The organism is Acinetobacter pittii ATCC 19004 = CIP 70.29, assembly GCF_000369045.1.
GTDB classification, from domain to species: Bacteria; Pseudomonadota; Gammaproteobacteria; order Pseudomonadales; family Moraxellaceae; genus Acinetobacter; species Acinetobacter pittii.
On record NZ_KB849786.1, the window covers coordinates 500,830 to 514,518 of the forward strand.

General features: G+C 39.3%; 11 protein-coding genes. 7 read left to right on the top strand and 4 right to left on the bottom strand.

Going from position 1 to position 13,689, the window contains the following annotated elements:
- Positions 1 to 109 precede the first annotated feature (109 nt).
- Complete coding sequence (locus F928_RS06595; protein ID WP_002118624.1) at positions 110 to 2,347, top strand: NADP-dependent isocitrate dehydrogenase; 2,238 nt, start codon at positions 110 to 112, stop codon at positions 2,345 to 2,347.
- Positions 2,348 to 2,462: 115 nt separating this feature from the next.
- Here F928_RS06595 and rluE read toward each other — a convergent pair whose 3' ends face one another.
- A complete protein-coding gene (rluE, locus tag F928_RS06600) occupies positions 2,463 to 3,251 on the bottom strand; it encodes an rRNA large subunit pseudouridine synthase E (RefSeq protein WP_005067912.1) in 789 nt (262 codons plus the stop codon).
- Between the two features lie 196 nt (positions 3,252 to 3,447).
- On the opposite strand from rluE, the gene icd reads away from it, so the two are divergent.
- Positions 3,448 to 4,704, top strand: a complete 1,257-nt coding sequence (icd, locus tag F928_RS06605) for an NADP-dependent isocitrate dehydrogenase (protein WP_005073225.1) — start codon at positions 3,448 to 3,450, stop codon at positions 4,702 to 4,704.
- 35 nt (positions 4,705 to 4,739) lie between these two features.
- Here the strand turns inward: icd and F928_RS21835 are convergent, their stop codons facing one another.
- Together F928_RS21835 and F928_RS06610 are read right to left on the bottom strand one after the other, a co-directional pair.
- Positions 4,740 to 4,865, bottom strand: a complete 126-nt coding sequence (locus F928_RS21835) for a hypothetical protein (RefSeq protein WP_013197121.1) — start codon at positions 4,863 to 4,865, stop codon at positions 4,740 to 4,742.
- Entirely contained in the window at positions 4,862 to 6,040 is a 1,179-nt protein-coding gene (locus F928_RS06610) for a YbfB/YjiJ family MFS transporter (RefSeq protein ID WP_005073227.1), read from the bottom strand. The genes F928_RS21835 and F928_RS06610 overlap by 4 nt, the downstream gene beginning before the upstream one ends.
- Positions 6,041 to 6,136: 96 nt before the next feature.
- On the opposite strand from F928_RS06610, the gene oxyR reads away from it, so the two are divergent.
- The 4 genes from oxyR (at position 6,137) to F928_RS06630 (ending at position 12,470) form a co-directional block, all read left to right on the top strand.
- Entirely contained in the window at positions 6,137 to 7,018 is an 882-nt protein-coding gene (oxyR, locus tag F928_RS06615) for a LysR family transcriptional regulator (RefSeq protein ID WP_005073229.1), read from the top strand.
- Between the two features lie 208 nt (positions 7,019 to 7,226).
- Complete coding sequence (gene ydjN, locus F928_RS06620) at positions 7,227 to 8,621, top strand: L-cystine transporter (RefSeq protein ID WP_002118474.1); 1,395 nt, start codon at positions 7,227 to 7,229, stop codon at positions 8,619 to 8,621.
- A gap of 148 nt (positions 8,622 to 8,769) precedes the next feature.
- On the top strand, positions 8,770 to 9,585 hold the full coding sequence (locus tag F928_RS06625; RefSeq protein WP_005073231.1) for a PhzF family phenazine biosynthesis protein: 816 nt from the start codon (positions 8,770 to 8,772) through the stop codon (positions 9,583 to 9,585).
- Positions 9,586 to 9,707: 122 nt separating this feature from the next.
- The gene (locus F928_RS06630; RefSeq protein ID WP_005073234.1) at positions 9,708 to 12,470 is read left to right on the top strand and encodes a M16 family metallopeptidase; all 2,763 of its coding nucleotides are present in this window, start codon (positions 9,708 to 9,710) and stop codon (positions 12,468 to 12,470) included.
- A gap of 61 nt (positions 12,471 to 12,531) precedes the next feature.
- On the opposite strand, the gene F928_RS06635 is transcribed toward F928_RS06630, so the two are convergent.
- Positions 12,532 to 12,915: a DUF3144 domain-containing protein gene (locus tag F928_RS06635; RefSeq protein ID WP_002118682.1), complete on the bottom strand. Its 384-nt coding sequence runs from the start codon at positions 12,913 to 12,915 to the stop codon at positions 12,532 to 12,534.
- Positions 12,916 to 13,022: 107 nt separating this feature from the next.
- On the opposite strand from F928_RS06635, the gene F928_RS06640 reads away from it, so the two are divergent.
- Complete coding sequence (locus tag F928_RS06640) at positions 13,023 to 13,655, top strand: hypothetical protein (RefSeq protein WP_005073235.1); 633 nt, start codon at positions 13,023 to 13,025, stop codon at positions 13,653 to 13,655.
- Positions 13,656 to 13,689 lie beyond the last annotated feature (34 nt).

Sequence of the window (13,689 nt, forward strand, 5' to 3'; positions counted from 1 at the left end):
GAAGACAATGAGAGCCGATACTCTCAGGGTTTTATTTAAGCATATCGGTTCGTAGGCACTGGGCCACAAGCTCGGTCCTCAACACTCAATCAAACGGAAGGGGCTATATATGGCTGGTGAAAAGTCAACTATTATTTACACACTGACTGATGAGGCGCCATTATTGGCGACCTATTCGCTACTGCCGATCATTGAGACCTTTACCAAGCCAGCTGGCATCGAGATTATTAAAAGTGACATCTCTGTAGCTGCACGTGTGCTCGCAGAATTCGCTGATTACCTAAGTGAAGAGCAAAAGGTATCCGACAACCTTGCAGAGCTAGGTCGTCTTACACAAGATCCAGATACAAACATTATCAAACTCCCGAACATTAGTGCGTCTGTTGCGCAATTAACTGCATGTATCAAAGAGCTTCAATCAAAAGGTTACGCAATTCCTGATTATCCGGAAAATCCAACGACTGAAGAAGAAAAATCAATCAAAGCTCGTTATGGTAAGTGCCTTGGTTCAGCAGTAAACCCTGTCCTTCGTGAAGGTAACTCTGACCGCCGTGCTCCAGCAGCAGTTAAAAACTATGCGAAAAAACACCCTCATTCAATGAGCGAGTGGAAACAGTGGTCACAAACTCACGTTTCACATATGGAAGAAGGTGACTTCTACCATGGTGAAAAATCAATGACACTTGATCGCGCACGTAATGTGAAAATGGAACTTATCACGAATAGTGGTAAGAGCATTGTTCTTAAGCCAAAAGTTGCGCTTCAAGAAGGTGAAATCATTGATTCAATGTTCATGAGCAAGAAAGCACTTTGTGATTTCTATGAAAAAGAACTTGATGATTGTAAAGAAGCGGGAATTTTATTCTCTTTACACGTAAAAGCGACAATGATGAAAGTTTCACACCCGATCGTTTTCGGTCACTGTGTGAAAATCTATTACAAAGAAGCTTTCGAAAAGCACGGTAAGTTATTTGACGAATTAGGCATTAACGTTAATAACGGTATGGCTGGGTTGTACGAGAAAATCGAAACTCTTCCAACTTCATTACGTGAAGAAATCATTGAAGACTTACATGCTTGTCAAGAACACCGTCCTGCACTTGCAATGGTTGACTCGGCAAAAGGCATCACAAACTTCCACTCTCCAAACGACATCATCGTAGATGCTTCTATGCCAGCAATGATCCGTGCTGGTGGTAAAATGTGGGGTGCTGATGGTAAGCAATACGATGCTAAAGCAGTAATGCCAGAATCAACATTTGCCCGTATTTACCAAGAAATGATCAACTTCTGTAAGTGGCATGGTAACTTCGATCCGAAGACTATGGGTACAGTACCAAACGTTGGTTTGATGGCTCAAAAAGCTGAAGAATACGGTTCTCACGACAAGACTTTTGAGATTTCAGAAGCTGGTATTGCAAATATTACCGATCTTGACACTGGTGAAGTGTTATTGACTCAAAATGTTGAAGAAGGCGATATCTGGCGTATGTGTCAGGTTAAAGATGCTCCGATTCGTGACTGGGTTAAACTTGCAGTAACTCGTGCACGTAACTCAGGTATGCCTGCAATCTTCTGGCTTGACCCGTACCGTCCACACGAAAACGAATTGATCAAGAAAGTACAAAAGTACTTAAAAGATCATGATACGACTGGTCTTGATATCCAAATCATGTCTCAAGTACGTGCAATGCGTTACACACTTGAGCGCGTCGTACGTGGCCTAGACACGATTTCTGTGACTGGTAACATCTTACGTGACTACTTAACTGACTTGTTCCCAATTATGGAACTTGGTACTTCTGCAAAAATGTTGTCTATCGTTCCGCTAATGGCGGGTGGTGGTATGTACGAAACTGGTGCAGGTGGTTCAGCACCAAAACACGTACAACAACTTGTTGAAGAAAACCACTTACGTTGGGATTCACTTGGTGAGTTCCTTGCGCTTGCAGTATCTTTAGAAGAAATGGGCATTAAAGAAAATAATGCTCGTGCTAAGTTACTTGCGAAGACACTTGATGAAGCGACTGGTAAATTGCTTGACAATGACAAGTCTCCATCACGTCGTACTGGTGAAATCGATAACCGTGGCAGCCACTTCTACTTGTCACTTTACTGGGCTGAAGCGCTTGCTGCTCAGAACGAAGATGCTGAGTTGAAAGCTAAATTTGCTCCTCTTGCTAAAGCTTTAGCTGAAAATGAAGAGAAGATTGTTGCTGAACTTGCTCAAGTACAAGGTAAACCAGCGGACATCGGCGGTTACTACGCTATCGACCCAACTAAAGTAAATGCTGTAATGCGTCCAAGTGCTACATTTAATGCAGCTCTTGCAACAGTTGAGGCTTAATTACTAACTCGTTAGTAATTAGCTTAAGAGCCGGTGCATATGCACCGGTTTTTTATTGCCTAAAATAAAAGACATTAAAAAAGCCCACTGATGTGAGCTTTTAAAAGATTAAATCTTATCGACCATTGCGGCCACGACCACGTGGTGCTTTGGTATTTGGACGAGTTGTACCATTGGTCTTACGACGTGGTTTCTCGCTTTCATCCATTTGCCAGATACGTTTTGTACCAGACTTTTTCGCAGAACCATCTTTGTTCTTGCGAACCATTGGTTTGCCACCCGTACCACCTGGCTTTTTCACGTATGAACGCGAGCGATAAGGCTGTTCAGCTGGTACATCTTTAAAGTCAGGGTAGAGTAATGGTTCAATTTCTTTTACATCACCCGGTCTTAAACCAAGTTGAACTAAGTCAATTGAGCCAATTTTAGTACGAATTAAACGTAAAGTTGGAAAACCTACCGCAGAAGTCATACGACGAACTTGGCGGTTACGGCCTTCACAAATTGAAATCTCAATCCAAGATGTCGGAATATTTGCACGGTAACGTACGGGTGGATTGCGTTCCCATAACCATTCAGGTTCACTGACTTTAATGGCTTTAGCAGGAAGCGTCATACCATCATTCAGTTCTACACCTTTACGAAGTTGCTCAAGCGCTTCTTCGGTTACATCGCCATCAACTTGAACTAAATACGTTTTGTATTTTTTATTTGCAGGGTTGGTAATGAACTGATTCAGACCACCATGATCGGTTAAAAAAACTAAACCCTCAGAGTCCATATCAAGACGGCCTGCCAAGCGCAAAGTCGGGTCATCAACAAAGTCAGAGACGGTCATGTGTGCTTCGTCTTTACGAAACTGGGAGAGAACGTCATATGGCTTGTTGAGAATCACAATTTTCATAAAAAATGGCTTCTTCTTTCAAATAACTAGAGAAAACATTGAGCTATATTTAAGTGCGAAATTTGCTTATTTCCCACATAAATCTCAAAAAGAATTAAATTCGATTAAGCTATTATGCGTTAATAAAAGTTGAAAGTATTGTTTATCGATAATTATTTTTAGTTAATTAAGTATTATAAAAGGGAGAATCTACACAATGGGTTATCAGAAGATCGTGGTTCCTGCCGACGGCGACAAAATCAAAGTAAATGCAGACCTATCACTGAACGTACCAAATCATCCAATTATTCCTTTCATTGAGGGTGATGGTATTGGTGTAGATATTACGCCAACCATGAAAGCAGTCGTAGATGCTGCTATTTTAAAAGCTTACGGTGGCAAACGCTCGATCGAATGGATGGAAGTGTATTGCGGCGAAAAAGCCAATAAAATTTATGGCAACTATATGCCCGAAGAAACTTTCGAAGCACTTCGCGAGTTCGTTGTATCAATCAAAGGTCCTTTAACCACACCAGTAGGTGGAGGCATCCGTTCACTCAACGTTGCTTTGCGCCAAGAATTAGATCTATATGTTTGCGTACGACCAGTACGTTGGTTTGAAGGCGTTCCTTCACCCGTTCAACATCCTGAATTAACTGATATGGTGATTTTCCGTGAGAACTCGGAAGATATCTATGCAGGGATTGAATGGAAAGCTGATTCTGAAGAAGCAAAAAAAGTCATTAAGTTCCTTCAAGAAGAAATGGGTGTCACAAAAATTCGTTTCCCTGAAGGATGTGGCATTGGAATTAAACCAGTGTCAAAAGAAGGAACACAGCGTTTAGTCCGTAAAGCCATTCAGTTTGCAATCGAAAATGATAAGCCTTCTGTGACGCTGGTTCACAAGGGTAATATCATGAAATACACCGAAGGCGCATTTAAAGAGTGGGGCTATGAATTAGCTCAAGATCGTTTCGGTGGAGAACTGATTGATGGTGGCCCATGGGTTAAAATTAAAAATCCTAGAACTGGTAAAGACATCATTATTAAAGATGTCATTGCAGACGCGTTTTTACAGCAGATTCTCATGCGTCCAGCCGATTACTCTGTGATTGCCACGCTAAATTTAAATGGTGATTATATTTCTGATGCTTTGGCAGCAGAAGTAGGCGGTATTGGTATTGCACCAGGTGCAAATATTGGCGGTGCAATTGCAGTTTATGAAGCAACGCATGGTACGGCACCTAAATATGCAGGTCAGGATAAAGTAAACCCGGGTTCTATTATTCTTTCTGCGGAAATGATGCTACGTGATATGGGCTGGACAGAAGCTGCAGACCTAATCATTAAAGGAATTGCTGGAGCGATTGCAGCTAAAACCGTAACTTATGATTTTGAGCGTTTAATGCCGGGTGCAACCTTGTTGCGTTGTTCTGAATTTGGTGATGCGATTATCAAACATATGGGAGAGTAGTCTTCTATTAAAAAGCCCTCGATTGAGGGCTTTTTTTATTGCATAAATTCGGGATGCTTCGGAGTTTTAATAAAACCAGTTTTCTTTTGATAACTCTGGTCTAGGGCTTGAATAACAAGAACGAAAGCAACTAGAAATAAAGGAAAGAGCAGAGTTTTCACGATTTGGTTTCTCCGAGAGTTGAGGTGAAAGAAGGGCGTACAGGAAATAAAAGGCAAACCGCAAAAAGAAGAACGATTCCGCCCAAAAGAAAGAGGTGGGCATAAGACCAATGCAAATGATGCAAAGTACTAATGACCACCCCACCTAAAAGCTGAGTGCTAGCAAACCCAATAGTGGCAAGGCTCCAAAGTTTTTGATAATGTTGCTCATAAATCTGTAGCAGACTATAAGAACTAATAAATACGGTTGCGGGAGTGAGTAAGCCTGTTAGAAGCGAAGACAAAGCTAGTAAAGAAGTGGTCTGTGAAAGGAAAGGTAAAACAACGGCTAGGCAGTAAATGCCATATAACCATTTAATGGCTTGTATATATCCCATTATTCGGCTTAAGCAATAAGCGACAAGTGCACCAATGCAGCTTCCCGCTCCATAGAGAACCCAGAATAAATTTCTTTGTTGTAATGGGAAATGCAGAGTTCCAGATAAATAGTCCATCCAAAACAAAGAATGTGGAATATAGGCAAAGGCACTACACATATAGGCAATAATAATAACCAGACCCAAACCTGATTTTTGTGAGACTTGTATATTGGTCGATTGCGGCTTAATAATTTGGGCAGTATTACGATTTAATAATCGATAAAGAGTTAAGCTTCCTAATAGCGAAAGACCTGAAAAAATATCCCAAACATAATGAACAGGCATATTTTGAAGTAGGGGAATAATAATTGTAGCGGATAAAACACCTACACCAATTCCGCTAAATCCTAAAAAATTAACTTTTAATCTTTGTGTATTTGGTATGTATTTCATCGCAAAGCTAGGCGCCAAAATCATAAGTAAGCCACCAGCAATACCTGAAATCGTACGCCAAAAAATGAACCACACCAGGGGCATATCCATGAATGAACAACAGAGTAGGCTAAGGCTCCCCGCTATAGCCGACAATACAATCATGGGTGGGATGTACTTTTCTTTAATACTTAAGAGCGCTAATAAGGCACCAATGAGATATCCCAATAAATTTGCACTGCCTAAGAAGCTGGCAAAATCGTGAGTCCAGTGGTATTGCTCGATCATGATGGGCATAAGCGCAGTATAGGAAAATCTAAAAACACCAATTCCCAAACAAGTTGCCAAAAAGACAATTAAGCTCATTCGATAAAACCTAGACATGAGAGGACGCTCAATTTTTTTATTATTAAAAGCGAGTTTTTAAATCTTTAAAAATGATTTAATATGATGGTAATTATCTTGTTTTGAGATAGTGCTATGTTGCTTAAGTCTCTAGAGTTTTTTTTAGCAGTTGCAGAGAGTGGAAGTTTTTCCTTGGCTGCACAAAAAATGTATACGGTTCAATCGAATATCACGAGCCATGTGAAAAAGCTTGAAGAAGAGTTAGGGGTTATTTTATTCAATCGTAATAACCCAGTGACCTTAACGAATGCTGGACAACAGCTACATAGTTACGCTGTTCAAATGATTGCGCTACATAATAAAGCGAAAAAAATCTTTCAAGAGGGTGATATTGACCCGAACGAAACCATTCGTTTGGGCAGTATGGAAACGACAGCAGCAATACGTCTACCTCAATTACTCAATCAATGTATGCAGCAATATCCGAATTTGCCGATCGAGCTGCAAACTCATCCGACACGATATTTGTTAAGCGCTGTGCAGCAAGGAGAGGTTGATTGTGCTTTCGTTGCTTCTAAATATCTGATTCCAGAGTTATATAGTTTTCCTGTGTGGCAAGAACAATTGGTTTTGGTTTGTCCGAAACAGCAAACTCACTTTCCAGATGTTGCCAAGCTTGCAAAGACCCGATTTATTGCGTTTCGGCAGGGATGTTCCTATCGGCATGCAATTGAGTTGTTTTTAAATGATCACAGTGTTCCGCCTTCACAAATTATGGAAATGGGCAGTCTGGACGGGATTGTAAGCTGTGTGGAATTAGGCGTTGGTTTTGCTTTATTGCCAAAGTCATATCTAAACAAAGTAGTCGAGAAAGTGTCATTAAGTTGTTTTGAACTTAATACTGAATCCGCTCATTTTACTACCTACTTGATTGCCCAGTCTCCTGAAACATGGGGACCCAATTTAAAGCAGTTTATTCATTTTATTGAGCAACAATTTGAATTAAAGGTTGCTTAGGTTGTGATTGATTTTCATACGTAAATATCCAACTTAATTTATAAATTAAAAATGATATATATGTATGAAAAAGTCATTTTATATTCTCACAGAGGTTTGTAATCATCTTGATGCTATAAAATTGTTGAAAAGGGTAGTTTATATAGGCCGGCTATGGTCAAATATGCCCCCTTGAAAGATGACACAAGCAATAATTTGGAGTTTGGGAATGAATATACCCTTAATCATCAATATTGTGGTTTTTGTCGGGTTAATATTTTTACTCGCCCAAACACGTAAAACGGACTGGAGCTTATCGAAAAAAGTTCTGGCTGGCTTAGTTCTAGGTGTGGTGTTTGGTTTAGGACTACATTTGATTTATGGCGGTGGCCATCCGATTCTTGCTGAATCTATTAGCTGGTTTAATATCGTTGGAAACGGCTATGTAAAACTTTTACAAATGGTCGTGATGCCTTTGGTATTTGTGTCTATTTTGGGAGCGGTGGCAAAATTACACCAAGCATCTTCTTTAGGCAAAATCAGTTTTTATACGATCGGTACTTTACTCTTTACAACGCTGATTGCTGCACTGGTAGGGGTATTTGTTACAAACCTGTTTGGCTTAACTGCAAAAGGTTTGGTGCAAGGTGCTGCTGAAACTGCACGCTTAACTGCGATTAATACAGACTATGTAGGCAAAGTTACCGATTTAAGTGTGCCGCAGTTTATTCTTTCCTTTATTCCAAGTAACCCATTTGCTGAATTGACTGGTGCAAATCCAACATCAATTATTAGTGTGGTTATTTTCGCCGTCTTTTTAGGTATAGCAGCGCTTAACCTAATGAAGGATGACGCAGAAAAAGGTCAACGTATTCTGACTGCGATTCAGACGTTGCAGTCATGGGTAATGAAGCTTGTGCGCTTAGTGATGACTCTTACACCATATGGCGTATTTGCGCTTATGACAAAAGTCGTGGCAAGTTCAAACGTTGCAGATATCTTAAATCTAGGCGGTTTCTTGGTTGCATCTTATTTAGGCTTGGCGATTATGTTTGTCGTACATGCCATTATTTTGACTATGACCGGTGTTTCTCCGCTTAAATTCTTTAAGAAAGTTGCTCCAGTTTTAACGTTCGCATTCACTAGCCGTTCAAGTGCAGCAAGTATTCCACTGAGCATTGAAACACAAACTCGTCGTTTGGGTGTGCCTGAATCTATTGCAAGTTTCTCTGCTTCTTTTGGTGCTACCATTGGTCAAAATGGCTGTGCGGGTTTGTATCCTGCAATGCTGGCAGTGATGGTTGCACCTACAATGGGTATTAACACCTTAGACCCAATGTGGATTGCATCGTTAGTCGGTATTGTGACCTTAAGTTCAATTGGGGTTGCAGGAGTAGGTGGTGGTGCGACTTTCGCTGCGTTGATTGTGCTTCCTGCCATGGGTTTACCTGTAACGTTGGTTGCGCTTCTTATTTCAATCGAGCCACTCATTGATATGGGACGTACTGCGTTAAACGTAAATGGTTCGATGACTGCTGGCGTAGTTACGAGCCAATTGATGGGTCAAACTGATAAAGAAATATTAAACAGTGAAGATGAAATTGAGTTAACTCAACATCATTAAAAATCAATAAAAAAACGGCTCTCTATTCTGGATGAGCCGTTTTTTATAGGCATAAATTGCTACTGTGATGTTAATTCTAAAAAAACTGTATCTGTTTTTCTTTTAAATAATTTTCGAAAATGAGTCTATTACAAAAGAGAGTACTATCATGAAAATGTATCAAGTCGATGCTTTTACAAAAGAGTTATTTCGTGGAAATCCGGCCGCTGTCGTTGTTGAAAAAGAGTGGCTAGATACAGATTTAATGCAGAAGATAGCACTTGAGAATAATTTGTCTGAAACTGCTTTTGTAAAAATTATAGACTCTGAAAACTATGAAATCCGTTGGTTCACTCCAACAGTTGAAGTTGATTTCTGTGGGCATGCCACGCTTGCCAGCGCTTTCGTATTATTTAAAGATTTTACTGACAAAAAGACAATTAATTTCCATGTACGAAACTTAGGTCTTTTTGTGGTTCACCAAGATGAAGACGGTAAAATCAGAATGGATTTTCCAATTCGCAAAGCTCATCAAGTTGAAGATTATCCAGCTATTTTACGTCAAGCTTTAACAAAACCTTTTAAAGCAGTTTATCAAAATGTTCAAGCCTACATTGTTGAGTATGAATCAGTACAAGATGTATTAGATGAGCAGCCTGACATGAATTTGCTCAAAGCTCTAGGCAAGAGAACTGCGATTACTACTGCAGGGATGGATGTTGCCATCACCTCAAAAGCCGATCAACAATATGATTGTGTATCGCGTTATTTTGCCCCTGTCGCGGGCATTGAAGAAGACCCTGTTACAGGTTCAATTCATACGGCAATAGCGCCATTATGGGCAGAAAAACTTGCTAAAAATAATATTACGGCTTATCAGGCTTCTAGCCGTGGAGGCGTTTTATATTGCAATGTCCTGAATCAGGAACGTATTGAAGTTTCGGGGTATGGGAAGCTTTATATGCAAGCTGAAATTTTTCCTTAAAATATAAGGCCGTTTAAATAAACGGCTTTTTTTTCAAAACTTTACTATGAAAGTTAGTTCAAATTTCCTACTATAGTCCCACAACTATTGATTTTTTATTATTCAAATTAATTGGTATTTATATGTTTATGCAGTTTAAACAACTGACACTCTCCCTATGTATTCTTGGTTTAAGTGCTGCGTCTTGGGCACAAACTACACTAGTAAAAAGTAAGCAAAATATTGAGGAATATAAATTAGATAATGGTTTTCGGATTGTGCTTGCACCGAATGACAAAGAAAATAAAATCTTTATTAATACCATTTATTTAACAGGCTCATTAAATGACCCGCAAGGTAAAAGTGGCTTAGCTCATTTGCTTGAGCATTTGGCTTTTAAGGGGACACAAAATGTTAAAGGGGAAGAATTCCAGCGTCGTTTAGATCAATATACATTGATGACAAACGCCAGCACTGATTATTATTCAACAAAATATACTAATATCGTTCGTCCAGAAAAAACTGCGCTTGATCAGGTACTGTATCTTGAATCTGAGCGTATGGATAAATTAGTTCTTCAAGAAAAGTTTGTTCCTTCCGAGATTGAAATTGTAAAGCGTGAACGTGAAGTCCGTATGGATCAGCCTTTTGCTGTGCTGATGGATCAAATGTGGAAGTCAGCTTACGGTAACCAATATTTAGGACGTTTACCTATTGGCGATTTGCCTGAGCTTAAATCTATTAAGATGCCTGAATTGAACCAGTTTTATCGTAGCTGGTATGCACCCAATAATGCGGTTATGGTGATCTCAGGTAAATTTGATAAGACTGATGTCTTAAAAACAATAGATCAATATTTTAGTCCAATTGCGGCAAGAGCGGTTCCTAAAACTGTACAGATTCCTGTGCTTGACTCTACAAGAATAAAAAATCGTCAATTCATGGTGAAAAAGGGCAGTGATCTGGCTAAATTCCATATCTATATGAATGGTAAAAATACCAAAATTCAGCCGACACTCGCTTTAGCTCCTTTGTTATATACCATGCAGCCAAGTGGTCACCTATACCAGAACATGGTGGAAACAGGTATTACCACAAATGTTGAAGCTAGTACTTGGTTAGACCAAGATTTTAATGTGGTGTTTCTAGGTGCCATTTATTCACCAAGTAATGACCCTAAAAAAGTTGAAAGTTCTTTGTTAGCAGGCATTGAAAAAGGGAAGCCGTTTACTGAAGTTGAATTAAATCGTGTTAAAAGTTTAATGAAAACTCAAGGTGATCTAATCACAAAAGATGCGGTAGCACTTGGGTCACGGTTAAGTGATTACACCGTCGCTGGCGGGCAATGGGATCAATATTTTAAAGATTTAGATTCTGTAGAAAAAGTTAAGCTAGATGATGTGAATCAAACTTTAAAACAGTTCCTTGTGGCTGATCATCGTATTGATGGCGATATTTTGCCAACACCTGAAGACCAGAAAAAAGCGCAACAGCAAAATTCAAAAGAGACACCTAAAACTCTAGATCAGGTCGAAGCAAAGGCCGAGCCTTTAAAAGATCCGAAGGTATATCAACAAGAAGTTGCTGAGTTTTTAAAAACTTCTAAGCAATATGTTGAAAGCAATGAGAAAAAGATCATCCGTGGAAAACTGAAAAATGGAATGAAGTATGCTTTATTCCCAGTTGAAACACGCGATGATCGTACTTATGCAACGATTACGATGGACTTCGGAACAGAAAAATCTTTATTTAATAAAGGTACAGTAGTTGATCTAACCTCATACTTATTGCTCCGTGGTTCTGATAAATACAGTTTGCAAGATATTGCCGATAAATCAATTGATGCAGGCGGCGCGGCTTATGCAAGTGCTGACGGCAATGGCATGACCATTAATATTCAGTCTAAATCAGAAAAATTTGATGAGTTTTTCAAGTTTGTTCTTGATGTGATGAAAAATCCGAAATTTGAACAATCTCAATTTGATTTAATTAAATCGCAAAGCTTATCAAGCCTAGATCGTCCTTATACCGAGCCAGATGTGGTGGCGGGTTTAACACTTTCACGTTTACTTGAAGAATATCAACCAGGTGATTTGCGTTATCACTTCGAACCTGAACTGGCAAAACAGCAGTTGAAAAATGCAACTCAAGAGCAAGTGAAAGAGTTATATGAGCGTTTCTTTGCAATGAACCATGCTCAAATTGCCATTACAGGCGAATTTGATGCGAAAAAAATGCAAAAATTACTGAATCAGGAATTTGGTCGTTGGAACGGTAAGCAGCCATATCAAAAAATCTTGATTGATCACGTAGATTTTCCAGCACAACAAGTTCATGTTCTTTCTGAGCAGCGTGAATTTGGTAGCTACCAAAGTGTGCTTTCAATTCCAGTTGGGAAAAACCATCCAGATGCATCTGCTCTCATTTTAATGAACTATATTTTAGGGGAATCTCAAATTTCCTCACGTTTGGCTCAAGAGCTTCGTGAGAAAAATGCGCTGGTGTATGGTTTTGGAAGCGGGCTACAACTTGACCGTGACTCGAATGTAGGGGCCTTAAGCATTAGTGCAAATTATACTTCAGGTCGCTCAGCACAAGTGTCTGCTTCAATACACAAAGTGTTAAATAACTTGGTTAAAAATGGGGTAACTGGGCAAGAGCTTGAAGCTGCTAAAGCAGATATCATGAAGAAACGAGTTACGGCTTTAGAAGATGAGCGTAATATTCATGGCATGTTAAATCTACAGCTTGAAACAAACAAAACATTGCAAGACCGAATTCGTCATGATCAAGAGTTAACTAAATTGACTGTTGCTGACGTTAACAGAGTAATTAAGAAGTATATTAAACCTGAACATTTGGTCGAAGTGATGGCTGATCAATATGGTCAGGCAGCAAAGAAATAAAGTCTTCTCGCAAATAAAAAGCCACTCAAATGTGGCTTTTTATTTAGGTATTTAAATCATATTAATGATCATGTTTATGCGCGTGAAAATCTTCATTTTTACGGAAACGTAAATAATTTTCGAATTGTTCACAATATTCATCGAAGTTATCTTCAAGCATCATCTGAAATTGCTGAAGAAGGTAAGACATAACCTGATCTTTCGCATCACGCATTTCATTACCATCTTTAAAGTTATTTGCTGCTACCCATGTATTGAAGCGGGCAGTAGCAAATAACATTGCAGCACTCACTTGACCACGTAGCTCAGCTGGATCAACTTTTTTATCTTTTGGCGGGCGACAAAAATCATTGGCTTGTTTAATGAATTCATCCGCACGCTCAAAGAAAACCGCATTTAACGCTTCTTCTTCAGTAATATCTGTTGCATTAATCTTTTGAGACATGACTTATTCCCGCAAAAATAGAGCTGCTTATTATAGGCAAACGCTTGCGGAAACAAAACCTTTGACTTAGTCTGTAAATAGCCTAAGTATTAGTAGGAGAGACTAATATGCAAGATGCAATTGCGATTCAAAGTTTAAAAACAGATATTGCTTTATTACGCCAGCATGTTTTCCCACCTCAATATTTAGAGCATGTTGAAGGGCTGCCGATTTATTATGGCTTGCAAGAAGAAGTCGAAAATTATTACCAACAGTGGCAGGGGCTAATTGAAAGGGCACAAGAGCTTTTTCAGCCATTTATGGAAGATGAATTACCAGACGCGATTCATTTGCCAAGCCATTTAAATTTACCGCTATTCTTTTTTCACGTAGACCGAATTCGGATTAATAAAACACGTGCAAAAGAATCTAAAACTTTCCGCGGTGTTGCGAGTCTTATTGAAAAATGCGGGCAGTTTGAAACAGACCAGATATTTAGGATGCAAGAATGGTTGCAAAGTGATGATACCGCGGCTTTGGTTGCTCACCGTGAATTCATCGATTTAAGAACCTATGTGTTTCAACATGGGCAAAGCGAATATACACGTTCACGGTTTTATACCAATGGTATCGTGCTAGGGGTTGAGCCACATTTTAAATTGGTTGATGCTCGTGATAAGCCAAGAAAGCAACGCAGCGATAGCTATAGTGATCCGTTAGCAGATAACGGCGTATGGAAAGTATTTGGTAAATACCGATAAAAGTCGCTGCACGTTTACAGCGACTTTTTATAAA

Coding starts and splice junctions, on each gene's coding strand:
- F928_RS06595 (WP_002118624.1), top strand. CDS start 110: ATGGCTGGTGAAAAGTCAACTATTATTTACACACTGACTGATGAGGCG.
- rluE (WP_005067912.1), bottom strand. CDS start 3,251: ATGAAAATTGTGATTCTCAACAAGCCATATGACGTTCTCTCCCAGTTT.
- icd (WP_005073225.1), top strand. CDS start 3,448: ATGGGTTATCAGAAGATCGTGGTTCCTGCCGACGGCGACAAAATCAAA.
- F928_RS06610 (WP_005073227.1), bottom strand. CDS start 6,040: ATGTCTAGGTTTTATCGAATGAGCTTAATTGTCTTTTTGGCAACTTGT.
- oxyR (WP_005073229.1), top strand. CDS start 6,137: ATGTTGCTTAAGTCTCTAGAGTTTTTTTTAGCAGTTGCAGAGAGTGGA.
- ydjN (WP_002118474.1), top strand. CDS start 7,227: ATGAATATACCCTTAATCATCAATATTGTGGTTTTTGTCGGGTTAATA.
- F928_RS06625 (WP_005073231.1), top strand. CDS start 8,770: ATGAAAATGTATCAAGTCGATGCTTTTACAAAAGAGTTATTTCGTGGA.
- F928_RS06630 (WP_005073234.1), top strand. CDS start 9,708: ATGTTTATGCAGTTTAAACAACTGACACTCTCCCTATGTATTCTTGGT.
- F928_RS06635 (WP_002118682.1), bottom strand. CDS start 12,915: ATGTCTCAAAAGATTAATGCAACAGATATTACTGAAGAAGAAGCGTTA.
- F928_RS06640 (WP_005073235.1), top strand. CDS start 13,023: ATGCAAGATGCAATTGCGATTCAAAGTTTAAAAACAGATATTGCTTTA.